The sequence below is a fragment of the Phyllobacterium sp. 22229 genome (genome assembly GCF_052056495.1).
Taxonomy (GTDB): domain Bacteria; phylum Pseudomonadota; class Alphaproteobacteria; order Rhizobiales; family Rhizobiaceae; genus Phyllobacterium; species Phyllobacterium myrsinacearum.
In genome coordinates this window covers 326,484-352,299 of record NZ_JBQEPA010000002.1, presented here as the reverse complement: position 1 = coordinate 352,299, position 25,816 = coordinate 326,484, and the positions used below count along the sequence as shown (strand labels likewise).

Annotated in this window: 27 protein-coding genes and 1 pseudogene; 12 read left to right on the top strand and 16 right to left on the bottom strand. The window is 57.9% G+C overall.

The genetic code is table 11. The features are described 5' to 3' along the window. Nucleotides 1–463 precede the first annotated feature (463 nt). The 6 genes from ACTJJ7_RS03890 to ACTJJ7_RS03865 form a co-directional block, all read right to left on the bottom strand. Complete coding sequence (locus ACTJJ7_RS03890) at nucleotides 464–1,144, bottom strand: ABC transporter permease (protein WP_105737597.1); 681 nt, start codon at nucleotides 1,142–1,144, stop codon at nucleotides 464–466. A gap of 3 nt (nucleotides 1,145–1,147) precedes the next feature. Beyond that, complete coding sequence (locus ACTJJ7_RS03885; protein ID WP_105737600.1) at nucleotides 1,148–1,819, bottom strand: ABC transporter permease subunit; 672 nt, start codon at nucleotides 1,817–1,819, stop codon at nucleotides 1,148–1,150. After that, on the bottom strand, nucleotides 1,812–3,182 hold the full coding sequence (locus tag ACTJJ7_RS03880; protein ID WP_130272839.1) for a M20/M25/M40 family metallo-hydrolase: 1,371 nt from the start codon (nucleotides 3,180–3,182) through the stop codon (nucleotides 1,812–1,814). The genes ACTJJ7_RS03885 and ACTJJ7_RS03880 overlap by 8 nt, the downstream gene beginning before the upstream one ends. 46 nt (nucleotides 3,183–3,228) lie before the next feature. Further along, nucleotides 3,229–4,014 (bottom strand): transporter substrate-binding domain-containing protein, encoded by a 786-nt coding sequence (locus ACTJJ7_RS03875; protein WP_440965469.1) that lies wholly within the window; start codon nucleotides 4,012–4,014, stop codon nucleotides 3,229–3,231. Nucleotides 4,015–4,093: 79 nt separating this feature from the next. Continuing rightward, complete coding sequence (locus ACTJJ7_RS03870; protein ID WP_105737606.1) at nucleotides 4,094–5,227, bottom strand: aminotransferase; 1,134 nt, start codon at nucleotides 5,225–5,227, stop codon at nucleotides 4,094–4,096. Nucleotides 5,228–5,257: 30 nt separating this feature from the next. Further along, nucleotides 5,258–6,199, bottom strand: a complete 942-nt coding sequence (locus tag ACTJJ7_RS03865; protein ID WP_105737608.1) for an ornithine cyclodeaminase family protein — start codon at nucleotides 6,197–6,199, stop codon at nucleotides 5,258–5,260. A 121-nt stretch (nucleotides 6,200–6,320) separates the two neighbouring features. On the opposite strand from ACTJJ7_RS03865, the gene ACTJJ7_RS03860 reads away from it, so the two are divergent. After that, the gene (locus ACTJJ7_RS03860) at nucleotides 6,321–6,887 is read left to right on the top strand and encodes an XRE family transcriptional regulator (protein WP_105737610.1); all 567 of its coding nucleotides are present in this window, start codon (nucleotides 6,321–6,323) and stop codon (nucleotides 6,885–6,887) included. Nucleotides 6,888–6,927: 40 nt separating this feature from the next. Further along, a pseudogene (locus tag ACTJJ7_RS03855) lies at nucleotides 6,928–7,110 on the top strand (DDE-type integrase/transposase/recombinase); the annotation flags it as partial. 157 nt (nucleotides 7,111–7,267) lie between these two features. On the opposite strand, the gene ACTJJ7_RS03850 reads toward ACTJJ7_RS03855, so the two are convergent. Both ACTJJ7_RS03850 and ACTJJ7_RS03845 read right to left on the bottom strand, forming a co-directional pair. After that, entirely contained in the window at nucleotides 7,268–7,666 is a 399-nt protein-coding gene (locus ACTJJ7_RS03850; RefSeq protein WP_440965466.1) for a RidA family protein, read from the bottom strand. Between the two features lie 135 nt (nucleotides 7,667–7,801). Beyond that, complete coding sequence (locus ACTJJ7_RS03845) at nucleotides 7,802–8,647, bottom strand: alpha/beta fold hydrolase (RefSeq protein ID WP_440965506.1); 846 nt, start codon at nucleotides 8,645–8,647, stop codon at nucleotides 7,802–7,804. Nucleotides 8,648–8,746: 99 nt separating this feature from the next. Between ACTJJ7_RS03845 and ACTJJ7_RS03840 the strand changes: the two genes are divergently transcribed. From ACTJJ7_RS03840 to ACTJJ7_RS03825, 4 genes are all read left to right on the top strand, one after another. Then, complete coding sequence (locus ACTJJ7_RS03840) at nucleotides 8,747–9,664, top strand: LysR family transcriptional regulator (RefSeq protein ID WP_158531344.1); 918 nt, start codon at nucleotides 8,747–8,749, stop codon at nucleotides 9,662–9,664. Between the two features lie 147 nt (nucleotides 9,665–9,811). Further along, the gene (locus ACTJJ7_RS03835; RefSeq protein WP_105737619.1) at nucleotides 9,812–10,114 is read left to right on the top strand and encodes an ArsR/SmtB family transcription factor; all 303 of its coding nucleotides are present in this window, start codon (nucleotides 9,812–9,814) and stop codon (nucleotides 10,112–10,114) included. Nucleotides 10,115–10,175: 61 nt separating this feature from the next. After that, nucleotides 10,176–11,165 carry a zinc-dependent alcohol dehydrogenase family protein gene (locus ACTJJ7_RS03830; RefSeq protein ID WP_105737621.1) on the top strand — a complete coding sequence of 330 codons (990 nt, stop codon included), beginning with the start codon at nucleotides 10,176–10,178 and terminating at the stop codon, nucleotides 11,163–11,165. A 29-nt stretch (nucleotides 11,166–11,194) separates the two neighbouring features. Continuing rightward, the gene (locus ACTJJ7_RS03825; RefSeq protein WP_105737623.1) at nucleotides 11,195–11,581 is read left to right on the top strand and encodes an antibiotic biosynthesis monooxygenase family protein; all 387 of its coding nucleotides are present in this window, start codon (nucleotides 11,195–11,197) and stop codon (nucleotides 11,579–11,581) included. Between the two features lie 319 nt (nucleotides 11,582–11,900). Here ACTJJ7_RS03825 and ACTJJ7_RS03820 read toward each other — a convergent pair whose 3' ends face one another. The 8 genes from ACTJJ7_RS03820 to ACTJJ7_RS03785 form a co-directional block, all read right to left on the bottom strand. After that, entirely contained in the window at nucleotides 11,901–12,284 is a 384-nt protein-coding gene (locus tag ACTJJ7_RS03820) for a nuclear transport factor 2 family protein (RefSeq protein WP_440965463.1), read from the bottom strand. A 64-nt stretch (nucleotides 12,285–12,348) separates the two neighbouring features. Next, nucleotides 12,349–13,377 (bottom strand): histone deacetylase family protein, encoded by a 1,029-nt coding sequence (locus ACTJJ7_RS03815; RefSeq protein ID WP_440965461.1) that lies wholly within the window; start codon nucleotides 13,375–13,377, stop codon nucleotides 12,349–12,351. Nucleotides 13,378–13,442: 65 nt separating this feature from the next. Then, nucleotides 13,443–14,288 (bottom strand): alpha/beta fold hydrolase, encoded by an 846-nt coding sequence (locus ACTJJ7_RS03810; protein WP_207226804.1) that lies wholly within the window; start codon nucleotides 14,286–14,288, stop codon nucleotides 13,443–13,445. A 76-nt stretch (nucleotides 14,289–14,364) separates the two neighbouring features. Continuing rightward, on the bottom strand, nucleotides 14,365–15,750 hold the full coding sequence (locus tag ACTJJ7_RS03805) for an aminotransferase (RefSeq protein ID WP_440965458.1): 1,386 nt from the start codon (nucleotides 15,748–15,750) through the stop codon (nucleotides 14,365–14,367). Nucleotides 15,751–15,789: 39 nt separating this feature from the next. Further along, the gene (locus tag ACTJJ7_RS03800; protein WP_130272834.1) at nucleotides 15,790–16,617 is read right to left on the bottom strand and encodes an ABC transporter permease; all 828 of its coding nucleotides are present in this window, start codon (nucleotides 16,615–16,617) and stop codon (nucleotides 15,790–15,792) included. Next, complete coding sequence (locus ACTJJ7_RS03795) at nucleotides 16,617–17,519, bottom strand: ABC transporter permease (RefSeq protein ID WP_440965456.1); 903 nt, start codon at nucleotides 17,517–17,519, stop codon at nucleotides 16,617–16,619. The genes ACTJJ7_RS03800 and ACTJJ7_RS03795 overlap by 1 nt, the downstream gene beginning before the upstream one ends. Beyond that, nucleotides 17,516–18,580 (bottom strand): ABC transporter ATP-binding protein, encoded by a 1,065-nt coding sequence (locus tag ACTJJ7_RS03790; protein WP_130272833.1) that lies wholly within the window; start codon nucleotides 18,578–18,580, stop codon nucleotides 17,516–17,518. The genes ACTJJ7_RS03795 and ACTJJ7_RS03790 overlap by 4 nt, the downstream gene beginning before the upstream one ends. A gap of 26 nt (nucleotides 18,581–18,606) precedes the next feature. Beyond that, complete coding sequence (locus ACTJJ7_RS03785) at nucleotides 18,607–19,653, bottom strand: ABC transporter substrate-binding protein (RefSeq protein WP_440965453.1); 1,047 nt, start codon at nucleotides 19,651–19,653, stop codon at nucleotides 18,607–18,609. A gap of 179 nt (nucleotides 19,654–19,832) precedes the next feature. On the opposite strand from ACTJJ7_RS03785, the gene ACTJJ7_RS03780 reads away from it, so the two are divergent. The 6 genes from ACTJJ7_RS03780 (at nucleotide 19,833) to ACTJJ7_RS03755 (ending at nucleotide 25,808) form a co-directional block, all read left to right on the top strand. After that, on the top strand, nucleotides 19,833–20,465 hold the full coding sequence (locus ACTJJ7_RS03780) for a MarR family winged helix-turn-helix transcriptional regulator (RefSeq protein ID WP_105737639.1): 633 nt from the start codon (nucleotides 19,833–19,835) through the stop codon (nucleotides 20,463–20,465). A gap of 79 nt (nucleotides 20,466–20,544) precedes the next feature. Further along, on the top strand, nucleotides 20,545–21,471 hold the full coding sequence (locus tag ACTJJ7_RS03775) for a hydroxymethylglutaryl-CoA lyase (RefSeq protein ID WP_440965451.1): 927 nt from the start codon (nucleotides 20,545–20,547) through the stop codon (nucleotides 21,469–21,471). A 9-nt stretch (nucleotides 21,472–21,480) separates the two neighbouring features. Then, complete coding sequence (locus ACTJJ7_RS03770; RefSeq protein WP_440965449.1) at nucleotides 21,481–22,230, top strand: enoyl-CoA hydratase/isomerase family protein; 750 nt, start codon at nucleotides 21,481–21,483, stop codon at nucleotides 22,228–22,230. Further along, complete coding sequence (locus ACTJJ7_RS03765; protein ID WP_440965447.1) at nucleotides 22,227–23,414, top strand: CaiB/BaiF CoA transferase family protein; 1,188 nt, start codon at nucleotides 22,227–22,229, stop codon at nucleotides 23,412–23,414. Before ACTJJ7_RS03770 ends, ACTJJ7_RS03765 begins: the two co-directional genes overlap by 4 nt. 2 nt (nucleotides 23,415–23,416) lie before the next feature. Next, nucleotides 23,417–24,199, top strand: a complete 783-nt coding sequence (locus ACTJJ7_RS03760; protein WP_440965445.1) for an enoyl-CoA hydratase/isomerase family protein — start codon at nucleotides 23,417–23,419, stop codon at nucleotides 24,197–24,199. Further along, entirely contained in the window at nucleotides 24,186–25,808 is a 1,623-nt protein-coding gene (locus ACTJJ7_RS03755; protein ID WP_440965443.1) for an AMP-binding protein, read from the top strand. Before ACTJJ7_RS03760 ends, ACTJJ7_RS03755 begins: the two co-directional genes overlap by 14 nt. Nucleotides 25,809–25,816 lie beyond the last annotated feature (8 nt).

Genomic DNA, 25,816 nt, shown 5'->3' with positions numbered 1-25,816 from the left:
GCATCCGACCTCGCCGCAAGCCGCGGGATTGGCAAGCACCTTCATTAGATCCTAGCGCGACCGACGCAGGGTAGTGCAATAGACTCTGCTATGTGCCCTCCAAAATATCCGCTTCTGCAACACCTCTCTCTGACGCCTCTAGCGGCGGTGAACTAAGCAACATGTATATCACTGTAGAAGCGTGAGGCATCAGGAACTGGCGGTCGAAACATAGCCTCAATGCGAACCTCGCCAGATTGCCGCAACCCTCAGATCAGGACGAGGCGATGCGGCCTGGCCGTGCTGCCCAAAGAGTTAGATACCGTGCATCCAAGAGACTCAGCGAGGAAAGGGATGGTCAGGCGTGATGGCACGGTCGAGCAGGATCAACCGCCCCAATCTGCGGTAGCATTTGGGCCGCCTTGCCAAATATTCCTTTTTAGCAGATGTTCAGCAACCAGCCGGGTGTGGCGCCCAACCAGACTTAACGCCCCGGGATAGCGACTTTTATCTCGATAAAGCGGAAGATCCTTCCAAAGACTGCGCCCATAACCAGGTAGATAGTGCCGGCGATGAGGAAGGTTTCAAAAGGTGCGTAGGAGCGGGCGACGAAGACGCGAGCTGCACCAGTCATTTCGAGCACCGTTACCGCACTTGCGAGCGTCGAGCCCTTCATCACCAGAACGAGTTCGTTTCCGATCGCAGGAAGAACCGAGCGATAGGCTTGGGGAAGGATGATTTTCAACAACAAGGCGGTCCTATGCAGGCCCAGCGCCCGTCCAGCTTCCCACTGCCCGGTCGGAAGTTGCCTGATCCCGCCCGCCAGAAGTTCCGCAGCGTAGGCGGCCGAGTTCAGACCGATAGCCAGAATTGCGCAGTAGACCGGACTGCGAAGCACAGGCCAAAGAAAACTGTTCCTTACAAGTTCGATTTGCCCGAGACCGTAATAGATTATAAACAGTTGTACCAGCAGCGGACTTCCGCGAATGAGAAAGGTATAGGTTGAAACGGGCACTCGGATTGCCTGCCGGGTCGACGTCAGGCCGAGTGCCAACGGCAACGCGAGAATCTGTCCCAGCGCAAAGCTGGCGATCGTGATCGCCACGGTCAGCAAGAATCCGTTCTTGACTGCGAGAAAGGCCGGAAGAAAAAGGTCTAATGACATACGTCACCTCATATGCGGTATGAGGCGCGCTTCGTAAGCCTTCAGAAGAAGGGTCGAGACGCCGGTGACCATTATGTAAAGCGCTGCTGCTGTGAGGTAGAACGCTAAAGGCTGATGAGTTGCCCCGGCCCCCACGACAGACTTGCGCATGAGTTCTTCAAGGCCGACGACGGAAACAAGCGCACTCTCCTTCAGCACGACGAGCCACTGGTTCCCAAGCCCCGGCAAAGCACGCAACATCATTTGCGGCAGAATGATCATCAAAAACGCACGCGGGCGGCGAAAGCCGAGAGACAACGCGCCTTCCCATTGCCCGTGCGCGACGCTCAAAAGCGCACCGCGCAGAATTTCGGTCAGGTAAGCTGCGGCAACGATCGAGAGCGAGGCGATGCCCGCAGTCAATGCATTGACCTCGATGTAGCGGCCTGCAATTTTGGTCATGAAAACCGTGCCGCCGTAGAAGATCAGGAATATCACCAGAAGCTCCGGCAAACCGCGTATAAGGGCGACATATCCCATGATTGCGCGGCGTAAGAACGGCCCACCGTAGACCGCCAGAGGTGCAAGGACAGCCGCGATCAAAAATCCGATTACAAAGCTTGCTATGGCGACTGCCAATGTCATCCCAAGTCCATGAAGGAGCTGGTCCCGGTATTGATAGACCGCCTCAAACATCGCGTGATCCCTCCGTTGATAGGCGAAAGCGATCGCTCAGGCTTGCGAAAAACTGCTCCGAAAACCAGATCATGTTTTCAAGATGAGAGACGAGAATGTTTTCGTCCGGGGAGTGAAGCATTGCGCCGTGATGTGTCAGGCCTGCCCCAAATAGTGTGCAACCGAACTTGTTAACGAACGGATGGGCGAGACCCGATGCTGCAGAGCTTGGTTGGATGATGGCCGGGCGTCCGAACGCTTGCTGCAAAAGGTCCACCCCTAAGTCGATTGCGAAATGCAAGGAGGAGCTTCGGACGCCAAGGACTTCCGCATCGAGGATTTTGAGCGAAATATCGTCGAACCCGTTCAAGTCGAGATGCTGTCTCAACAATTCGGCGACCAGTAAAGGGCGCTGGCCTGGCGCAAGTCGGAAGTCCAGCTTAGCAACGCCCTCACACGGGAGCACTGTTTTTGAACCCTCCCCGCCGTAGCCGCCGTGGAAGCTGTTGACGTTTACGCATGGCTCGAAATTGATGTGCTCGTAGAATGTATCGGCATCGACGCCTGCGAGTAGACGTTCGCCGCCCGTTTCCTGCTGAAGGTCGACAAGCGGGAATGGTGGAACCGCCGCCAACTGCTTACTGCGGTCATCTGGTTCGACAACGTCGTCGTAGAAGCCCTTGATCAGAACACGTCCCTTATCGTCTCGAAGTGAGGATACGGCAGTTGCCAGACGCCAAAGAGGGTTGTCAAAGATCGCCCCGAGGCTCGAATGAAGGTCAGCCTTTGCGGTTCGACAACCGAGTTCGATCGCGAGAATGCCCTTGAATCCCATGAGAATAATCGGGCGTCCAGTCTTGTCGACCTCGCCGAACTCCCACCAGCAGAGATCGGCCGTGGTTTCGGGAAACCTGCGTTCGAGGAAACGCGCGAGCGAGGGGCTGCCAATTTCTTCTTCTCCGTCGACGATCCAGATGATTTTAAATGGAAGAGGTTCGACACATGACTTCCTAAAGGCACGCCAGCCTGCAAGACGGCTGACGAACTCGCCTTTGTCGTCGGCCGATCCGCGCCCATAGAGACGACCATCCCGCTCAGATAGAACGAACGGCGGTTCGGTCCAAAGATCGACCGGGTCCTCGGGCTGCACATCATAGTGGTTGTAGATAACCAGGGTGAACGGTCCCTCTCCCGTTTCGCCGACAACGAACGGTCCGACGTCGCCGGGGTATTGGCCGGTATCGAAGCCCGCCCCAGAGAGAAGGTCTTCAACCTTGTCCGCGCAGGCTTCCAGGTCTTCAGCTCGAGCGCTGACGGATCGGATCGAAACGAGGTCTGCGAGATCTTGCTTAGCCGCGGCGAGGATTTCTGCTGCAATTTGCATGTGCACTCCTGAAGAAGGGAGGCGGCGTGCCGCCTCCCTTAAGACGTCACTTCTTGGACACATCGTAGCCGAAATATTTCTCGGCAATCGTTTTGATGGTTCCGTCCTTGAGCATGGCTTCTACCGCAGCGTCGATCTTTCCCTTGAGTTCGGCCTTGCCCTTAGCCATTGCGACCCCCTGGCCTTTTCCGAACTCAGCAAAGTCGGCGCCTGTCAGCAACGGTCCAGCGTAGACGAGCTTGTCAGCGCCACGATCCTTTACGAGAGGCGCCCAAGCGGAGCGCTCCATAAGACCCGCTTCGATGCGGCCGGCAATAAGGTCGTCGGCGATCTGGTCAGGGCGCTCGTATGTGCGAACGTCCGCCTCCGGGAAATGCGCACGGATAACCTGCTCGTGTGTGGTTCCGCTCTGCACACCGATGGCGGCAGTCGCGAGCGCCTTGGGCAGATCAGCAGGCGTTTTGGCGGACGCAGCTTTGTTGCTGGGGGCGACGACGATCGAGTTCGGGGCATCGGCATAGGCCACTGAGAAGTCGACCTTCTGAGATCGCTCGTCGTTGATCGAGACACCTGAAATGACGACGTCGAACTTGCCGACCTGCAATCCCGGAAGAAGACCGTCATAGGCTTGGTTCTGCCATGCGCATGTCGCAGCGATGCGCTTGCAAATCTCGTCGCCGACATCCTTGTCAAAGCCGACAATGTTTCCAGCACCGTCCACGGATTCCCAGGGTGGGTAATCAGCGCTTGTGCCAATGCGGAGGTCGTCCGCCGATGCGGCGCTAGCCAGAAGAGCGGCACCAAGAGAGAGAATGACTGTCAATCGTTTCATGAATATTCCCCTTTTGTTAGAAACGAACTTCTCCTGCCGCCCTGGGAGAGGGCGGTTGGAATTCTTGAATGGTTGAGGATCAAGCGGCCAATGAAGCGGCCTCCCTAAGGAACGCCGACACGCGTTTCAGGCCTTCGCGCAAAACAGCTTCGCCGTTCGTGTAGCCGATACGAAGGTACCCCTCCATATCCATCGCACTGCCTGGCGTAAACATGACCCCGGTCTTTTTCAGAAGGCGGATACAAAACTCTTCCGAGGAAATTGGCAGGTCGTATTTCAGGAGTGCGGTCGTGCCGGACTTCGGCTTGATCCACGAGATCAGCGGCTCAGCATCCACCCACTCCGACAGGATCGCAAGGTTTGTACGGGTAATCTCGTGGCTGCGCTTAAGGATCTTGTGCTTATTCTCCAATGCGATCGCAGCGAAATGATCGTCGAGCATGCCGACCGAGATCGTGTTGTAATCTCGGTGAACAGAGACCGCATGGATCAGTTCCACGGGGCCGGCGATCCAGCCGAGGCGAAGGCCGGCCAGCGAGTACGTCTTCGACATCGAGCCAGTGCTAATGCCTTTCTCGTAGAGGTCGGCGATGGATGCTGTCATGCCAAGTTCGCCCTCCTGGTCCGTGCCACGATAGACTTCATCGCAGAGTATCCATGCGCCGCAATCCCGAGCGATCTCGACGATCTTCTCGAGATAGGCGCGGTCCATCAAAGAGCCGGTCGGGTTGTTTGGGTTATTGATGGCGATCAGCTTGGTGCCGGGTGTCGCCATCGTCTTCAGTTCCTCGAGATCCGGCAGGAAGCGAGTCTTCTCGGTGAGCTTCAGGATTTGCGTGTCAGCGCCGATGCTCTCCGGTATCGAGTAGTGCTGCTGGTATGTCGGCAGAACGGAAACCACGCGGTCGCCCCGCTCCACCAGCGTCTGGTGAACAAGAGCGTTCGCGCCAATCGCACCGTGGGTGGTAACGACATTCTCCATCTTCTGCTTTTCGTACAGGTCGGCCACGAGGTTGCGAAGGCGGACGCTGCCCTCGATTTCGCCGTATGTCAGCTTCAGTGGATGAAGCTGCTGCGCGATGTCGTTGATACCCGCCATATCAAGCAGTTCGGCAACGGTCAGCGATTCAACGCAGGTTTCGGCGAGGTTGAGCTCGCACTGCGTCTCATATTTGTTCATCCAGATTTCGACGCCGAATTTGCGGATCTTCATGGCATTGTCCTCGTGTTTTCTGGTTCTTGTTCAGGCGCGTGCGGCAGCGAGCAGCGCGACGGCAGCGGCGATGTCTTCGAGGCCGAGGCCAATCGAACGGAAGAAAGCCGGACGCTCCCGGCTTGGCGCAGTCGCACGGCCGGAAAGCAGTTCGGGAAGGTCTCCCCGGATCGATTCCGCACTCCAGCTCCCTGCAGCCGCAGCAAGCTTCATCTCACCGGCCGATGCAGGCGTCGTCGCCCGATAGTCGCAATAGACGTCGAAGTCCTGGAGAGCGGCCGGGTCGACTTCGTGTGCGTTGGCGACGTTCGTGCTGATCGAGGTGACGACAGCAGCCTTCGACAATGACGTGGCGTTGATCACCGGTTTGCCGGAGGACGTGCACAAGAGCACGACGTCAGCACCGCGCACCGCCTCGTCGACGTTTGCGTATTTCGTGATGGTGACGCCGTTCGTGGTCTTCTTAGGAATGCCGGTATGGCCGGCGATGTTCGGCGACGCTATCCTGACTTCCTTCCAGTCACGGATTCCTTCGGCATAGCCGAGATGCGCGAGCGCGATCGGGCCGGAACCTACGATCGTCAGCACAGAAGCATGCTTGGGCGCGAGAGCGTCAGCAGCGACGATGGAAGTCGCGGCCGTACGTTCGGTGGTGAGCTTCTTGGAATCGCACAGCAGGACCGGCGCGCCTGTTTCCATTGACATCAGCAGAGTCCAGGCCGTAACCAGCGCCTTTCCCTCGCCCGCAATGTAAGGGGAGAGCTTGACACCGAACACCTTTTCCTTGGCAAAGACGCCCAGGTACGTAATGAAGTCGCCGGTATCGTCTGGGAAGACGCTCAGAGTCTGAGGCGGCTGTACGGCCTGCCCGTCGGCAAGTGCGCGAAACATGCACTCAAGCGCACCACGGATGTCGACCTTGGGAAGGAGCGCCGTGATCTGGGTTTCATCGAGTACGATCTGTTGCGTCATAAGAAGCCTCACCTTTAACCATCCGGACAGCAGTGGACATGCGTCTCCATCCGCGCAAATGGTTAACTGCGCGGTCGAATTCACTGTTGAAACGTCTGCCCGTTAAGAGTAGAGAGAACCTATGAGCAATATATTGCACAGTCAAGAGCGCAGAGATGTGCTTTCTCACGTTTCAGGCAACCTGCGCCGCCTGAGGCAAGCGTCGGGTATGAGCCAAGTCGCACTGGCCGAGGCATCCGGCATCAGCCGCCGTATGATTATCGGCGTTGAAGCAGGAGATGCGAACATCAGTCTATCGAGTCTCGACAAGCTCGGCGCAGCGATGGGTGTCACCTTTGTCGACCTTGTCAGGGATCCGGACCGGTCGTCGACAGACATAGACGAGGTGACTTGGCGCGGACGGGGCGAGAACAGCGTTGGTGTCCTGCTCGGCACCGCGCCCGCCGGGCAAGAAACACAGATGTGGCGATGGTCGTTGGAAGCAGGCGAACGGTACGACGCCGAACCTGATCCTCAGGGGTGGCATGAGATGATCTTCGTCATCGAGGGCGTGCTCACGCTTGTCCGAAGCGGCATGGAGACCGACCATCCGGCCGGATCTTTCCAGATTTATGGCTCCGCGCAGGAGTATTCGTATCTGAATAAGACCATTGAAACGGTGCACTTTATCCGTAACGTGGTCGCGTAGCGTCATTGGCTGAAACAGCCAGTTCATAAAAACAGGCTAGCATCGCCAGCACAAGGGACTGAACAATCGGGCAGAAAATTCGCATCAGCCGACACGGCGACGAGAAAGGATCGTGAAGCGCTTCAAATCATCAAGGCAGCTTCAGCGATTTGTCTCCATCCATGATCCTATTGCCAATCTTCACCACTTTCCCCGCAACAAGTTCTCGTCAACAGCAGCATAACTGCGCTATCAAAGGCACCATTGTACCTGATCAGAACCAGCGGAAAGTTAAGGTTACAGTGCCGGGTTTAGTGTTGGTGCATGCTGGATTTGACCACAGCGCCAGCGACTGTTGGCTGACGAATGCGCCAAAGGCAGCCTGTGCAGGAAGCGAGATCTCAATTCCTGACTGGAATACGCGCGATCACCTTGATCTCGAAATCGAAACCGGCAAGCCAGTTAACCCCGATCGCTGTCCAGTTCGGATAAGGCGGTTCGGGGAAGACTTCGCTCTTCACCGCCATGATGGCTGCGAACTGGTTCTCGGGATCGGTGTGAAAACTCGTAACGTCGACAATGTCATCGAGGTTGCAACCACCAGCCGCCAGCGTCGCCCTTAGATTGGCAAAGGCCAGTCGGACCTGTTCAGCAAAATCCGGCTCAGGCGAGCCATCCTCGCCGCTTCCCACCTGACCGGACACAGACAGGAGATCTCTGGAGGCAATGGCAGCCGAATAGCCGTGGGCCTCGTAGAGCGCGTGACGGTTTGCGGGAAAAATGGCAGTGGGTTTCGTCATATCAAGAGCCTTTCTCAACATTCGGCGCGCCCAGATGCTGGCAGACAGATCGGGCGGCGCCAGGATTTCGGTTTGGCATCGCAGCCGCCCTTGGCATGTTTTGCGGCGCCAGCATCTAGGGGGATATGGATTGCCTCAGAGGAAGGCGCGGATTCGCTCCGCGATTTCCGCAGCATGGGTCTCCAGTGCAAAATGTCCGGCATCCAGCAAATGGATCTCTGCATCCGGAAGATCACGGCGGTAAGCTTCAGCCCCGGCCGGGATGAACGCCGGATCATGGCGCCCCCAAACCGCCAGCAGAGGCGGGCGATGCTCGCGGAAATAAGACTGGAAAGCAGGATAAAGCACGACATTGCTGCGATAGTCGAGGATCAGGTCCAGCTGGATTTCCTCGGCTCCGGGTCGCGCCATATAGGCGATGTCGAGCTCATAGCCATCGGGCGACAGCAAGTTAAGATCGGCCCCGGTGCCATATTGCCAGTGGCGGATTGTGTCCGGCGCCAGCGAGGGGCGGCAGTCTTCCCGGTTCGCGGTGCTCGGTTCGCGCCAATAGGTCTCCCACGGGCCCCACTGGTCGCTGAACCCTTCCACATAGGCGTTGCCGTTCTGTGAGATGATGGCGGTAACCCGCTCGGGATGGCGTATCGCCAGACGCAGCCCCACCGGCGCACCATAGTCGAAGATATAGAGCGCGTATCGATCAAGCGACATGGCTTCTGTGAAGCCCTCGATCACGTCGGCAAGATGGTCGAACGTATAGTCGAATGCACCCCTTGGTGGTGCCTTGGTCTGCCCGAAGCCAGGCAGGTCCGGCGCAATGAGCCGAAAGCGATCGGCAAGGAGCGGGATCAGATCACGGAACATGTGACTGGCGGTCGGAAATCCATGCAGCAGCAGGATCACCGGCGCATCAGTTGGACCGGCCTCACGGTAGAAAACTTCAACATCGCCGATTTTTTTGGACCCGTAACGTATTGTCATCGTGTGCACCTTTCTTTTGTTTTCAGAAATGTAGTGCATTTCAGTTTGGAGAATAATAAGAAGACTCTGAAAGTATTGATTACAGGGTTGGAAACACTGATGGATCGTCTCGAAGCCATGTCGATCTTCGTTGCTGTGGTGGAAGCTGGCTCCCTTGCCGGTGCTGCTCGCAAGCTTGGCCTGTCTCCGGCCTCGGTGACGCGGGCTGTCACACAACTGGAAACCACAGCCGGTGAGCGGCTTCTCGAGCGCACGACGCGGCGCTTTGCCATCACAGAGGCGGGCGAGCGTCATGTGTCGACATACAGGCTCATGCTGGAAGAACTCGCACATCTTGAAACCCGGACACAGGACATGGACATCAGCGGCAGTGTGGTGATCACCGCGCCGGAACTGTTCGGACGCATGAAAGTGATGCCCGTGATCGAAAGCTTTCTGACGACGCATCCCCGCATACAGGTCCGGGTGCTTCTCCTCAATCGCCTGGTTGATCTCGTCGGCGAAGGTGTGGACATCGCCGTTCGCCTTGCTGATCTGCCGGATTCGTCGATGCGTGCGATCCGGATAGGCGAGGTGCGCCGACTGACCTGTGCCGCCCCGTCCTATCTCACCGAACGCACGGTGCCGACCCGTCCCACCGACTTGGCCAACCATTGGTGTATCGGCTTGAACGAAGCCGGGGCTCAGGAGCTGTGGCCTTACCGGGAAAGCGCATCGGCGCATCGGGTTCGGTCTGTACGCGTATCCTGTCGCATTGCACTCAACAGCGCAGGCGCGGCGATCGACGCCGCTGAACGCGGAATGGGCATTGTGCGCCCACTCTCCTATCAGGTTGAGCGCCAGATCGCAGAGGGCACTCTCATTGCCCTTCTCCCTGAATACGAGCCGGATCCGATCCCCGTGCATCTGGTCTTCCAGCCGCGACGTTTCGAAGGCGGCGCCCTACGCGCATTCATAGACTTCGCGGTGCCAATCTTGCGAAAATCGGTTAGCGGCACGGCGACATCGACTTCGTAAAGTCATTGAGGCATTTAGACGCGACCGTAGCAACAGGACCATTACCGGCTCATCGTTAGACAGCCTTCGATATCCTTTCAACCAAGCTGCAAACTCCGTCGTCATTTACCGTATTGACATATCGCTTATTTCCGATATGTCTTGTGCATGGATTTGCTCGAAATATTCAAAGCTCTCTCAAATCGGACACGTCTTGAAATCGTGCAGGGTTTGAAGGACCCCGTGAAGAACTTTCCTCCGCAGGATGAAGGTGACGTTCATACTGTGGGCGTCTGCGTCAGTAGTATTCAGGAAGGCGTCGGACTGTCGCAGTCAACGGTGTCTGATTATCTCGCAACCCTGCAACGGGCTGGCCTGGTAGAAGTCAGACGCATAGGTCAATGGACTTACTACAAGCGGAACGAGGCGACTATCAGTGCTCTTGCCGAGATCATAGGGAAAGAACTGTGATCTTTTATCATAACATATCGAGAATTCTCTATATTCCATATTACCGAAACGAGGATCTGCAATGAAAGCGATGACACTTAAATCATTTGGCGGCCCGGAATCGTTCGAGCTTTGCGACGTGCCAAAGCCTGTTCCGCATGCGGGACAAGTCCTGGTGCGCGTACATGCCACGTCGATCAACCCATTGGATTATCAGGTTCGGCGCGGCGACTATCGCGACTTGGTACCATTGCCGGCCATTACCGGTCATGACGTATCCGGGGTTGTCGAAGCAGTCGGGCCAAGCGTGACGACGTTCTCTCCAGGAGACGAAGTCTGGTACACCCCGCAAATATTTGACGGGTCGGGAAGCTATGCTGAGTACCACGTTGCGAACGAAAACATCATCGGAAGGAAACCCTCCTCACTAAGCCATCTCGAAGCAGCAAGTCTGAGCCTGGTTGGCGGGACGGTGTGGGAGGCCCTTGTTGAGCGCGCAGCTCTAAGAGTGGGAGAAAGCATCCTGATCCACGGCGGCGCAGGAGGGGTCGGTCATGTGGCGATCCAGGTCGCGAAAGCCATCGGTGCGAAGGTATTCACGACTGTACGCGAAGATAACTTCGAATTCGTACGAAGTGTTGGAGCGAATGTAGTCATCGACTACGAAAAGGAAGATTATGTCAGCGCTATTGTGCGGGAAACAGATGGTCGCGGGGTCGATGTCGTGTTCGACACCATCGGCGGCAACACGCTGTCCCGCAGCCCCGACGCGCTCGCACAACTTGGTCGCGTTGTTACGATCGTGGACATCGCACAGCCGCAGAACCTTATTGAAGCATGGGGCAAGAACGCGAGTTATCACTTCGTTTTCACAAGACAGAACCGCGGCAAACTTGATGAACTGAGCACATTGGTAGAGCGTGGTCAGCTGCGGCCGCACGTTGGGGCTGTCTATTCGCTCGCTGACCTCCCCCTCGCCCATGCCCAGCTTGAGACCCCGAACAACGGTATCCAGGGAAAAATCGCGATTGCAGTTGATCCATCGGCTGACTCTGCGCGGACGAGCTCATAAACGCTTCAATTCACTTTAAAGGTGCAACTATGATTTATGAGATCGCTCTGCTGCCCGTTTACAAGGAACGTATTGAAACGTTCAGACAAGCATTCACCGAAGTCGTTCCGTTACTAAGCCGCGCGCAGGGTTATCGCGGTCATCTTCTGGCGCAAGGGATCGAATCACCCGAAGTGTTCAACCTTATCGTGCGATGGCACTCACTCGAAGATCACACACCGGGCTTCGAAGCGAGCGAAGACCATCGGATCTTCATGATGGGCTTACGGAAATATTTTTCGAATGAACCGACGGTCTATCATATCGAAGGTGGAGCTTTTTCGACAAGCGAGCATGATGCCAACAGCGCCGTCAGCACGGGCAATGCCACCCATCAGTCAGGAGTTGCGCGAAACAGCCCCAGTGTTATGCCATAGCCCGTCAAGCAGCAGCGTGACCATTCGCTTGGTATGAGCGGCTCTCTCCTCCCCGCATGCAATGGAGAGATTACCGATCGCCCGCAGCAGATGATAAGCTGCCACGCCGGCACGTATCCTCCTTCGACATCGCCCAGTGGATGCACGCTTCATGCCTGTCGCGTTGCGGAACATCCCGGTCGCCCGTGTAGCCGAGGTCTGCTCGATCGAAAGACAGGTTGATATCTTCGGAGAAGCGGCGGATGGCGTCTTAACGTGGAACCGCCACGACTTTCGGACATGAGGTAATCAAACATGGGTCAACTGATTGGAAGAGGCCTCATGCAAATGCTTTTCGATAGGAATCTTTTAGCGTGAGAAAATTACCTCGAAACGCAAACACGTCAATGCCCTCGAAGGTTACGATTGATCCGTCCGGCATGCGCTGGTCAAGAGACCACAGCGCAAAACCGCGATCTCCGGCGATGCAGCAAGCTCCAGGCTTGAACGATCCGGCCTCCAGCGACTGGAAAATGCGCGCCAGTTCGTCTTGGATAGCTTGCCTTCCGGCAAAGATCGTGCCCGGCCCTGATCCGGTCGACGCGGCATACACCGCATCGTCGGTGAAATAGTGCATGCAGGCATCAAGGTCATGACATCGCCAATCCTCGCCAAACCGGGCCAGCCGTTCCAGGCTCATGACATCAGGAGAATTAGAAGGCATTGCGTCAAGTCCTTTCGCCGGTGGTATCACTCTGTTATCCGGTTATCCGTGCAGCTGTTTGAGCTCAGCTATGGCGGTGCAGGAAGCCGGTCAGGAAGGCTTCGAAATTGTGCTCAAGCTCGGGTGACTGATACCCCCCCTCCTGCACAATAACCGTTGGCAGGCGCATGGAACCAATTGCCTCCCCCATGCGCGCGAAGCCGGTCCGATCCACGCGCATGCAGGCAAACGGGTCGTCCGTCGATGCATCGAGACCAAGTGCGACAACCAGCATCTCTGGGGCGTATTGGTGGATCACGCCGATCCCGCGATCCACGGCGGCGCAATAAGCCGCATTGTCACTCATCAGCGGCACCGGCAGGTTCAAATTCGTCCCCTCGCCGGCGCCCCGCCCGCACTCATCGGCATAGCCGGCATAGAACGGATAGAGATCGGCGGGATCCCCATGCACCGAGACATGCAGGACATCGGGACGTTCATAAAAGATTGCCTGCGTGCCGTTCCCGTGATGGACATCAATATCGATGATTGCAACACGGTTCACGCTGCCGCGTGCGACCTCAGCGGCGAGTGCCGTATTGTTGAGATAGCAAAAGCCGCCGGCCTTGTCGGCATAGGCATGGTGCCCCGGCGGCCGGCAGAGCGCATAGGCCGTCCGCGCACCGCCAAGAACGCGTTTCGTCGCATCAATCGCCGTCATGGCGCTCGCACGGCAAGCCGGCCACGTCCCTTCGACGATCACACAGCCAGCATCGGCCTGGTAATAGCCAGCGCGTCCGTAGAAATTGCGCGGCAAGCGGTTCATGTAGATATTCGGATGGGCGCTGACGCGCAGTTCCGGGCCGCTGTCCGGCATGGCCCGCCACTGGGCATAGCCAGTGGCGAGGAAATCGAGATACCCGGCATCATGCACGCTATGCAGGATTTCATCACCCGCATCGGCCGGGACCATGGTCGCAATGGACATCCGGCGCAGTGCATTCTGGAATGAGACGACACGATCCGCCTGCTCAAGATTCGGACGGAAGACGCCTCCAGCCAGCCGCGTCAACGGCTGGTGCAATTCTTGCCGGGGATCATAGATAGCCAACATTCATAACACCCCTATTTTTGTATGGTTCAACTCCGGTCTGCCATTTGTCCGAATGCGCCATCACATCACTTCGGCAATCGCTCTGCCCACGTTGCGATGGCTTCGGCGACGGCGGCCGGCTGTTCCGGAAATAAGGCATGCGACGCGTTGGCAATGGTGACTGTCGTCACCCGGTCACCGAACTGCTGCCGCAATTCACCCCAGCGGTCGCGCGGTTTGAACGGATCTTCCTCGGGGATGAGTTCAAGAATCGGCGCGCTGCCCGCCGCCCACCAGACCGTCCGCGGAACCGGGTTTTCGGATTGCATCTTGATGACTTGAGGATACCAGCCCTGCAGCCACCGGGTGGCATCATGCCCCTTGGCAAAGAAAGCACCCTTCAGGGCTGCCAGCCGCATATCATCGGACAGGGAAAGTGTGGAGGCATAATCCGGCGCCCACCAGACCAGCGGATTTCTTTCTGCGGTATCGCTGGCAGCACCCGCGGCAATCGTAACGCCGCGAACCCGCTCGGGATACTGGGTGGCAACCATGCGGGCGATGAAATGGCCATAGGCATGTCCGACGAGAACGGCCCTGCCATCGCCCAGGGCATCAATGACATTGGCGGTGTCCCGGGCAAAATCGTAGAGGCTCACACCTTCCATCGCGCCCTTGGATTGCCCCACCCCCCTCGGCTGCGGCCGCAGGACTTTAAAGCCCGCTTTGGCCAGGTACTCTGCCGCCGCGTCATAGTCTTCATAACCGTCACGCCCCGTCGACGGCAGGATGACGATTGCCGGGCCGCTGCCTTCAACGATGGTTTCAATTTCGGTGTTGTCCTTCTTAACGATCTCCACCTGCCTGGCAGCCGCCGGAAAACCGGCGCCAAGCATAAAGACCAGGCATAAAGACAGCTTTTGAACACGCATGCTCTTTCCTCCCCCTGTTTTATGACAATCAAAACTTTGCAACATCGCCGGACATCAATCTGTCCGGACACGCATGTCAGCTGCGGGTGATGCCACCCGACGCGCTGTAGGCATCCAGCGATGCGTTGAGCGCCTGCGTGAAGCGGGCAACGATTTCGTCGATCTGTTCCTCCGTGCAGATCAGTGGCGGTGCCAAAGCGATGCCGGTGCCCAGCGACCGGCAGACAAGCCCTCTTTCGAACGCCCGGTTCTGCACGCCGAGACCAAACTGCATGTCCGGCGCAAAGGCCTCCTTGCTCTGTTTGTCCCGCACAAGCTCGACGGCCCACATCAGCCCCACACCCCGTACTTCGCCGATCAGCGGGTGATCGGCCAACGGCGCCATCGCCGCCTGCATCCGTGCAGCCAGCGCCGGGACATTGTCGATGATCCCGTCTTCTTCGTAGATGCGCAGCGCCTCGACACCGACAGCACAGGCAACGGGATGTGCGCCATAGGTGTAGCCATGGCCGAACACGCCGATCTTCTCGCTTTGTGCCCGCATCCCCTGGTAGACCCGCTCGGATATCAGCAATGCCGACAGTGGCATATAGGCCGCGGTCAGCGCCTTGGCGCAGGTGACGATATCGGGTTTCATGGCATAGGTCTGGCTTCCCCACCAGTTTCCGGTGCGGCCAAAGCCGGTGATGACTTCATCTGCAACAAGAAGAACGTCGTGCTTGCGCAAAACCGCCTGGATTTTCTCGAAATAGTCGGCGGGCGGCACGATCACACCGCCAGTTCCCATTACGGGCTCGGCGAAAAAAGCGCCAACCGTTTCCGGTCCTTGGGCAACAATCAGTTGGTCCAGCTCTTCGGCAAGCCGGGTTGAAAACGCCTCTTCCGTTTCTCCTGGCAGGCCTTCCCGGTAGAAATGCGGACAGGTGACATGCAGGAAACCGTCCAGCGGCAGGTTGAAATCCCGATGCAGGTGCGGAAGTCCGGTCAAGCTGGCCGATGCAATTGATGTGCCGTGATAGCCGCGATGACGCGTGATGATCTTGCGCTTCTGTGTCTGGCCCTTGGCATGGAAATAGTACCATACCAGCTTGATGGCGGTATCGTTGGCTTCCGAACCGGAGCTCTGGAACAGAACCTTTGACATCGCCACCGGCGCGACCTTGAGAAGGCGCTCTGCCAGTTCAATGGCTGGCTCCGTCGAACGATGGGCGAAATTCTGGTAGTAGGGCAATGTATTGAGCTGCCTTGTCGCAACATCGGCGAGCCGTTTCTCGCTCATGCCGAGTGCCGCGCACCACAGGCCCGACATGCCCTCCAGATACTGCTTGCCATCATCATCGTATACATAGGCGCCTTCCCCGCGCATCATGATCGTCGGTCCCAGCGTTTCATGCAGCGCCAGATTTGTTTGCGGATGGATATGCGTGCTGATGTCGCGCATTCGAAGCGAGTTATATGTCACGGTTTCTTTCCTTTTTTCTCAAACGCATCTTGCGGATGTTTAGTCTGGCGAAGGGCTGGCACGACTGCGCCGCTGTATGAATTGGCCGGCAACCAGGACTACAATCGACAACACGACGAGTATGGACGAGATTGCCGCGACCGTTGGGTCGACCTGATCGCGTATATTGGCGAACATTCGTTTGGTCAGGGTAGAGTTTGCGCCGCTCGACACGAAGATGGAGACCACCACTTCGTCGAAGGATGTCACAAAGGCGAACAGCATGCCCGACAGTACGGAAATACGGATCTGCGGCAGTGTTACGGTCAGAAAGGCGCGAACCGGCGATGCTCCAAGTCCCCTGGCGGCGCGCTCCAAATTCATGTCAAAGCCGGAAAGCCCATTCCCGACGGCAATCATGACGAAAGGAATAGCCAGCGTGGTGTGTGCCAATACAAGGCCGGTGATCGTATTGTTGAGGCCAAGCCGGGCGTAGACGAAGAAAACACCGATAGCCACGAAGATCAGCGGCACCATCATGGGCAGCATCAACGCGCTGCTGATGATGGGTTTCAACAGATTCCCGGACTTGTGCAGTCCGTAGCTGGCAAGGGTACCAAGAATGGTTGCCAGAATGGTTGTTGCCGCGCCGACCTTCAGCGACACCCATGTCGACTGGCGCCACTCCGACGAGAAGAAATAGGCCTCGTACCAGCGCAGACTCCAGACCCGCGGTGGGAATTCCAGATATTGCGAATCCGAAAATGACATGGGCACAACGATCAGGCATGGAATGATGAGAAAGGCGATGACCAATCCGACAAGCCCGTAGAGCCATAACCGCTGGAGGTGGGTGATTTGTGTTGAGGTAGCGGGACGATGCAGCATCAGGGCTTCCCTCCCCATGCGTTGGAGACGCGCATGAAACGGTTCACGCCCCCAAGGATCGCTCCGGTCACGATGAGCAGCACCACGCTCAAAGCACTCGCCGCGCCCCAATTTGCGAATTTGGCCACCATGTCGGCAATCTGGGTCGACCACATGGCGACGCGGCCGCCGCCAAGCAGGGCGGGCGTCAGATAAAATCCAAGGCAGAGGACGAAGGTCAGGGCGATACCAGCGGAAAGACCTGACAAGGACAAGGGCAAAAAGACCTGCCGGAACGCCTGCGCCGGTGATGCGCCGCAATTGGCTGCGGCACGCAGGAGAACCGGGTCAATCGCTTTCATCGAGGCGTAAAGCGGCAGGATGAGGAACGGCAGCATCACATGTACCATCCCGATCACGGTTCCCGTCATGTTATGCACCAGTGGCAGCGGCTCGCTGATAAGGCCGCTCGACAGCAGCCATTGATTGATGATGCCCTGCCGCTGAAGCAGGACGAGCCAGGCATAGGTGCGCACCAGAACGGAGGTCCAGAACGGCAAGATGACAAAGACCATCAGTATCTGGGCTGCGCGCTGCGGCAGTTGCGACAGGAGATAGGCAACGGGATAGCCAAGCAGGACGCAGATGGCGGTAACCAGTCCAGCAACCTTGAACGTGGTGAGAAAGCTTTCAACGTAAGCGGGGCGCAGCAGCCGCACATAATTCTCCGTCGAGAGGTTACCGGTGGCATCGAAGAGAGAAAGCCAGACCAACCAACTGAACGGGATGATTAGAACCGCTGCCACCAGCATCGCGGCGGGCAGGGAAAGCCCGATAAAGGAGATACCCTGCAGGCTTCGGGAGCGCTGCAGCAGGGAATTGTTGATAATGGCCGGTTTCACTTCTTGCACCATGACCGTCATTGGATCGCGTCTCCAACGACGACACTGGCTTCCGGGGTCAGCCACAGCTCAAGATCCTGTCCGGGCACGGGCAGTTCCTTTCCTTCCGACCCCGTGTGACGGATGGAAATTTCGTGGTCCCCCGCCAGGCTGATCGAGACGAGATGACTGTCACCGCGATAGACGATGTCCATGACCTTGCCGGATATCCGGTTGTCGCGTTGCGCGTTACCAGCCCAGCGCAACCGCTCCGGGCGTACGATCAGCCAGCCATTGGCACCGCGATGCAGCGGTTCCGAAGCGAGGCGTAACGATCTGCTATCCAGATGATAACCGCTGTCGCGCCGTTCGACCGGCAGGAAGCGCGTTTCACCCATGAATCCGGCCACAAATTTGCAGTTGGGATGATCATAAATGTTCTGCGGCGTATCGAGTTGGATAACCTTGCCCCGGTCGAGCACGGCGATACGATCGGACATGGTCAGCGCCTCCTGCTGGTCATGCGTCACGTAGACCGTCGTCATCCCGAGGCGGTTATGCAGCCGCTTCAATTCCATCTGCATATGCTCGCGCAGGTTCTTGTCCAGAGCCGAAAGCGGCTCATCCATGAGCAGTATCCTGGGTTCGAACACGATGGCACGCGCCAAGGCCACCCGCTGGCGCTGGCCGCCTGACAGTTCCCCGATGCGCCGGGCCGCCAGCTTGTCCATATGAACGGTTTCCAGCGCACCCATGACGCGGCTGCGGATCGATGCCCGGTCTATCCCGCGCAGTTTGAGCGGATAGGCGACATTGTCGAAAACATCCATGTGGGGGAACAGGGCATAGTTTTGAAACACCATACCGAGATCACGCTTGTGCGGCGGCCGGGTGATGAATTCCACCTCGTCCACCATCAGACTGCCGCTGTCCGGCCGCTCAAATCCCGCTATTACATTGAGCAGCGTCGTTTTGCCAGAACCCGACGGCCCCAGAAGGGTGAGGAACTCCCCCGGCTGAATATCCAGTGAAATTCCATCAAGTGCCTTGAAGGCACCATAGGCCTTGTGAACGTGGCGAATGGAAACCTTACCTGCACCCATGGTGTCCTCCCGAAGTCATTTGTTCGTCAGTTTGCCATCAAGAGACTATAGTCTTCACGGACCAGATTGGTGTTGTCACGCCACCAGTTTGCATCAAGAAACACCTGCTTCTTGACATTCTCGGGGGACATGTTGGACCGCGCCAGCACCTCCGGCGAGAATTCTCCGACCTTGAAAGCGAGACTGTTGGTTGGACCGTAATAGGGCATCATTTCCGGAATGCGAGCCTGGATTTCGGGCGAAACCACACCCGCAACCAATGCCTGCGCCGCCCTGGCATGCGGCGCTCCCTTGAGGATGGCAAGGCAGCCATAACCCAGAATGGCATCCTGATAGGTGTAGGAAACCGGCGCTCCATCGGCAATGACACTGGCAACACGGCTGCCCCAGATCGCCATCATATCGACCTCGCCATCCTTGATCAGCTGTGAAGACTGAGCACCAGACGACCACCATACCGCGACCTTGCTCTTGATCTTATCCAGCGAGCGAAAGGCGCGCTTGCTGTCGAGGGGATAAAGCTCGTCCTTCGGGACGCCGTCGGCCATCAGCGCCACCTCAAGCATTTCCTGCGGATAGGTGCTCAATGCGCGGCGGCCGGGAAATTTTTCCGTGTCCCACAAATCCTTCCAGCTTTGCGGCGCCTTGTCCTTATAGACATCGGTGCGCCACGCCAGCACGACAGAATAGGAATTCGTGGCGATCCAGTGCTCACCATACCCTCGCTTGTCGAAACCATCTGTGTTGATGACCTTGTAATCCAGGGGTTCAAACAGGCCCTCCTTACCACCAACCGCGCAGTCATCGGAGCCCAGATGAACCAGATCCCAGGTCGGAGAACCCGACTGAACCTGTACACGCACGGCCGCCAATCCGTCATGGGTTTCCTCCGCGATGGAAAGGCCGGCCTTGTCGGCGGCCGGCTGCCACAATGTGGCGCGAAGATCCTTTTGCAGATTTCCGCCGAAACCGGCGATGGTCACGGTTTCGTTCGCCGCAAATGATCCTGACGCCATTGCCAGGGCAGCAGCCCCAACCAACAAGCCTGATAATGTAACATGCCTGATTTGCATTGCTCGTTCTCCCGTTTGAGCTGACTGCTTCTCACGTCGCCCCGCTTCCCCTGCAGGGTCATCGACACTGTCGACAAATGTTTCGTATCGTGGCAATCTAGTTGATGAAATTAACTATCTAGTTTACATTGTCAACTAATTTTTTGACATGAAAATCCAATGCATTTCATGGAGACTGAATGAAACAGCCGCAAACCACCCAAACGCACTGGGATGTGAGGCCCGACAGAATGGCGGCAGAGGATCAGCGCTCCATTCCTTCCCTTGCGGGAAGCGCCACGCATGAGTCCGCATCTGGCACAGTGCATGTGGGCCCGAGCCCGGATGGCGATATCCGTGATCTCTTCTCCTTTGAGCTTCAGCGTCTTGCCGGCCTTTCCACGCGGATTGCCGCCCTGTCGATACGCCCCAAATATGGCATTACTGCACGCGAATGGCGCGCCCTTGCAGTGCTGAAATATCTCGGAAAAGTTCCGCTGCAGGAGCTTGCCAAGCATAGCGGTCTTCTCAAAAGCCAGATGAGCCGCACCGTCTCCGCAATGATCGATCGCGGCTATATAGAGAAGACCGCCAACCCAGGCGACGGCCGCAGCATCCTGCTGTGCCTGAGTGCCAAGGGCCTCGATCTGTCGGAACAGATTCTGGAAGATTCGTTTGAACGCAACGAGCACATGCTCTCTACGCTCAGCCAGGCCGAACGCCATATACTGATCGAACTCCTGCAACGCGTAACGCGCAGCAGCACGCAGTATTACCACCACCTGAAGCAGACGGCGTCACAGGCCGACTTGCAGCAGCTTGACGAGGAGTGACTAGACCTACGCGAAATTTAGTTGACATTATGAACTATATGGTTCACTTACTCAACCAAATAAAGATGGAGTGAATCGAATGGAGCGAACGGTAGTCATCTGTGAATGCTTCGCTCGGGACGGCCTGCAACACGAAACGGTGACGGTCCCGACCGACATAAAGATTGAACTGATCAATGCCTTCACCGCCGTAGGCTTTGATCGCATAGAAGCGACCAGTTACAGCAACCCCGTTCGCATCCCCTCATTTGCCGATGCCCCCGCTGTCCTGGCGGGGATCACGCGCCGGCAGAGCAGTCACTATAAGGCCACATGTCCCAATAGGCGCGCCATCGAGCGCGCCATTGCGGATACAGAGGCCGGATATGGCGCCGACGAACTGAGCCTTCTCGTATCGGCGACGGAGAGCCACACGCAACGCAATCTCGGCACGACACGGGATCAGCAATGGCAGAACATTGCCGACATGGTGAAACTGTCCGATGGACGCTTTCGCCTTGTCGGCGTCCTATCCATGGCTTTCGGCTGCCCGTTTGAAGGCAAGGTCGACGAAACCAGCGTCCTCACAGATATCGGACGTTTCGCCGCGCTTGGCGTCACCCATGTTTCAGTCTGCGACACCACCGGACATGCAACACCGTCACATGTAAAACGGCTCTTCCGACGCATCGCGGATGAAATGCCTGACATCATACCCATAGCACATTTTCATGACAGCCGCGGCAGCGGAATTGCAAATTGCGTGGCCGCCTTTGACGCGGGCTGCCGCTGGTTTGACAGTGCGTTTGGCGGTGTTGGCGGCCATCCCGCGCAAATCCAGTACGGACAGGGCTATACCGGCAATGTCGCCACCGAGGATCTCGTCAACCTTTTCGAAGCCGAGGGCATCCATACCGGCCTTGACCTTACCCGCCTCAGCCATACCTCGCAGCTGTGCGAAAAGGTGCTGGGCCGGGAATTGCACAGCCGCGTCGCCCGTGCAGGCTTCGGCCATCTCGCAGCATAGGATCACACGATGCAGCAAACCACCCAATCAGCCGTCCTGCTTGTCGAGGATCGCGGCGTAGTCCGCATCATAACGCTCAACCGCCCGGATAAATTGAATGCCCTCAACACGGCATTGACACAGGCTCTGCACGATGCCCTGATGGCCGCAGACCACGACGATGCCATTCGTGCCATCGTCCTTGCAGGAAACCAGCGCGGCTTCTGCGCCGGCGCCGATCTTTCCGAATTCAGCACCCTGACCCCGGCAAATCAGGATCTTGTCGACAAGCGTGCCGACCTGACCTGCCGCACGCAGGCCATGATGCAGAGTCTGTCGAAGCCCGTGGTGTCAGCTGTGTGCGGAGCGGCCGTCGGCGGGGGCGCAGGCCTTGCCATCGGCGCGGATATGATGGTCGCCGGTGCCAATCTCAAATTCGGTTACCCCGAACTCAAGCACTCGATCGTCCCAGCTCTTGTCATGACCGGCCTGCAGCGTTCGCTCGGGCGCAAGGCCGCCTTCGAAATGGTCAGTCTTGGCCGCCTGATCGGTGCTCAGGAAGCCTTGCAATTGGGTCTTGCCAATCGCGTGGTAGATCCGGAAGCCGTTCTTGAAACCGCTCTCGGGATTGCGCAACAATGGGCCAGCGCCAATCCGCAGGCCATGGCCGCCGTCAAGACTCTCTACTACACCGTGGCCGATCTTCCCTATGACCAGGCGATGGCAGCGGGCCGCGCGGTCAATGCCCGGATGCGCGGTTTTAGGGAAACGCAATCGTGAAGCCGCTTGAAGGGGTTCGCATTCTCGATTTCTCCCGCGTTCTCGCCGGCCCGATGGCAACCCAAATCCTCGCTGAACTGGGTGCTGACGTCACCAAGGTGGAACGGCCCGGAAATGGGGATGAATCGCGCTCTTTTGAACCACGTCTGCCCGAGGGCGAGAGTGCCTATTTCTTCGCCTTCAATCGCGGCAAGCGCTCGCTGACACTCAATCTGAAATCCCGAGAGGGTCAGGAGATTGCCGCGAAGCTAGCGGCGCAATCGGACGTGATCGTTGAAAACTTCCTGCCAGGCGATATGGACAATTTCAATCTCGGCTATGACGAGCTTTTGGCAAGCAATCCGGGTTTGATCTATGTCTCCAACACCGGGTTCGGCCAGACCGGCCCCTATCGTCATCGCCACGGCTACGACACCATCTTCCAGGCCCTGTCCGGCGTGATGCACCTGACCGGCCATCCCGATACGCCGCCAGCAAAGGCCGGCATACCCATAGCCGACATGTCATCGGGCTTGTGGATCGCCATTGCCATATTGACCGGTCTGGTCGGACGCGGGAAGAGCGGCAAGGGATGTCACATCGATCTGTCGATGATGGATGTGCAGGCAAGCCTGCTGGCGCTTGCCGCTGCCCGCCTCTTCGCGCTGGACGAGGACATAACCCGTGCAGGCACCGAACATCCCGGCCGCGTGCCTTCGGCAGCCTTTCAATGCCGTGACGGCGATTGGCTGCATGTCAGCGGAAGCGACCAGCACTGGCCCGCATTATGCACCATTCTCGGTCTTGATGCGCTTGCTGCCGATGCCACGCTTGCAACCAATAGTGGCCGCGTCGTCGCACGTGAGCAAGTGATGGTATCCATGCGCGGCGCCATTGCCGTACGGGAGCGCAGTGCGCTGGCGCAAGAGCTGCGGGCGGGCGGCATACCTGCCGGGGAAGTCAATACGGTGCGCGACATTCTCAATGATGCGCATATGACCGACCGGCAGATCGTCGGTGCGTTTGATCACCCGACCGCCGGGCGCTTTCCGGCTCTGCGCACGCCGATCCGCTTTGCGGGGTTCGATGATCCGCAGATCGGTTGCCCGCCGCCGCTCGGAGGGGACACGTTTGATATTTTGTCCGGTGAACTCGGGCTCAGCGGCGAGGCCATTGCCAAGCTGAAAGAGGATGGAGTGATTTGACGATGGACGCCACAGCACCAGTCACCTGCCATCATGACGGCCCGATAGCCCATGTCGTCCTCAACCGGCCATCGGCGCGCAATGCCTTGAATTTGCCGATGTGCCTCAAACTGCGCTCGGTCTTCGAACAGCTGGATGCCGACAATGCGACGCTCGTCATCCTGCTCTCGGCCAACGGTCCGGTCTTTTGCGCGGGCGCCGATCTGAAGGAACGCGCCGACAAGGATGAAACCTGGATGATCGCCCGCAGGCGCGCTTCCTTCGCCGCCTATGACGCCATTGCCCGCTGCCGCAAGCCTGTCGTCGCCCTGACGCAAGGCCCCGTCGTCGGCTCCGGCGGCGAGATCCTGATGAGCTGCGATTTCGTCATTGCATCGGAACTCACCACATTCCGCTTTCCTGAACCGCAATGGGGGACCGTTGGCGCGACCCAACGTCTGCAACGTGTCATCGGCAAGATGCGCGCCAAGGAGCTTTTGTTCACCGGACGCACCATGCCGGTCGATGAAGCCTATGAACGAGGGCTGGTTGCCCGCATCGTTCCACCCGATCAACTGGCTGTAACGGGACAGGAAATCGCGGCAGGCATAGCGGCTGCGCCCGCGCTTGCCATGTCCCTCACCAAGCAGGCAGTCGACCTCGGTCATGAAACCGATCTCGGCAATGGCATCCGCATCGAGATGGCGGCCATCGAACGGTGTCTTGCCGATGGCGGATGGCGCAACGGCATTCAAAAATTCAACGACCGGACGGGTATGGAAAGGGCTGGCGATGAGCAGGGGTGATATCAATCTTGACGCAATCTGTCCTTTGACCGTCGCTTCCGCCCTTGCCCGTGCGGCGATCAGCGCTCCCGATGTGGAAGCGATTGTCGCCAGCGATGGCCGCATTACCTATGACCAGCTTGCCAGGGAGGTGGCAATCATCAGCAAGGGATTGCAGGCTCAGGGCGTACGCAAGGGGGATCATGTTGGCCTATGCCTTGGCAATTCGGTGCGCTGGGTGGCGACATTTTTGGCGCTGGGCTCTATTGGCGCGGTGACAGTCCCCATCAATACCCGCTTTGTCGCAGCGGAAATGGCTTATGCGCTGGATCAGTCGCAGGTCAAAATGCTCATTACGTGCGACCGTTTCCTCAAGGTCGATTTCATTGCCCTCCTGCGACAGATCTGTACCGGGATCGACAAAGCGCTTCCCGATGCAGCCTTGCCCTTCCTTGGCAAGGTCATCGTCATCGGGACCGACGTTCCCGCCTGCGCGATCGACTGGGATGAAATGATTCAATCCGGCATTGATGGTTCAAATTTCGAACTGTCGGCCGCAGAGCCGGACGATCCGCTGCTCATACAATACACCTCAGGCACCACCTCCTTTCCCAAGGGTGTCTTGCTGACCCACCGCAACATGTTGGCCAATGCCTATTTTTCCGGCCTGCGGATGGGGTTGCGCGTCGCCGACCGGTTTCACAGCGCCCGGCCCTTTTTCCATGTGGCAGGCACAACATTGTCGATTCTTTCAGCCCTGCAGCAGATGGCAACATTGGTGAGCATGGACCGTTTTGAACCCGGCGAAGCCCTCCGGCTGATGGAGGCCGAAAAATGCACGCATTTTTCCGGCAATGACACCATGGCCCTGATGCTCCTCAATCATCCGGACCTGCCCGCGCGAAAACTCGTCCTGCGCGGGGCATGGCTTGCCGCATCACCGACAATCGTTCGCCGCGTCATTGATGAACTCGGCGCGCGCGAATGCGTGGTCGGTTACGGCCTTTCCGAAGCATCGCCCAATGTGGCGCAGTCCTGCTTCTGGGAAGCGGAGGAAATCCGGGGCAGCGCCGCCATGCGCATACAGTCCGGGGTCAGCGTCCGCATTCGCACGGCGGATGGGGGCGAGGCTGCAGCAGGTCAACCGGGTGAAATTCTGGTGCATGGCTGGAATGTCATGCAAGGCTATTTCAACAAGCCGGAGGAAACCGCTGCCGCTCTCGATGCGGACGGCTGGCTTTCGACCGGCGATCTTGGACAATGCGATGATGCGGGCCGCCTCACCTTTCTTGGCCGCGTCAAGGATATCGTGCGTGTCGGCGGGGAAAATGTCTCCCCCGCCGATGTCGAGAATGTGTTGCACCGCAATCCCGCCATCCGGCAGGCCGCCGTTGTCGGCGTTCCCGACGAGCGCCTGGTCGAGGTAACCGCAGCTTTTGTCATTCTCAATGATGGGGTGACTGCAACCGCTGAGGAGATCATGCAATGGTCAAAGGGTGAAATGGCGGGTTTCAAGGTGCCGCGCCACATATGGATCGTGGACGGCTTCGAGACCATCGGCATGACCGCCAGCGCCAAGATCCAGAAGAAGCAGCTTGCGGAACATGCTCGCACGCTTCTCGGCCTGTGAGGTGGTCC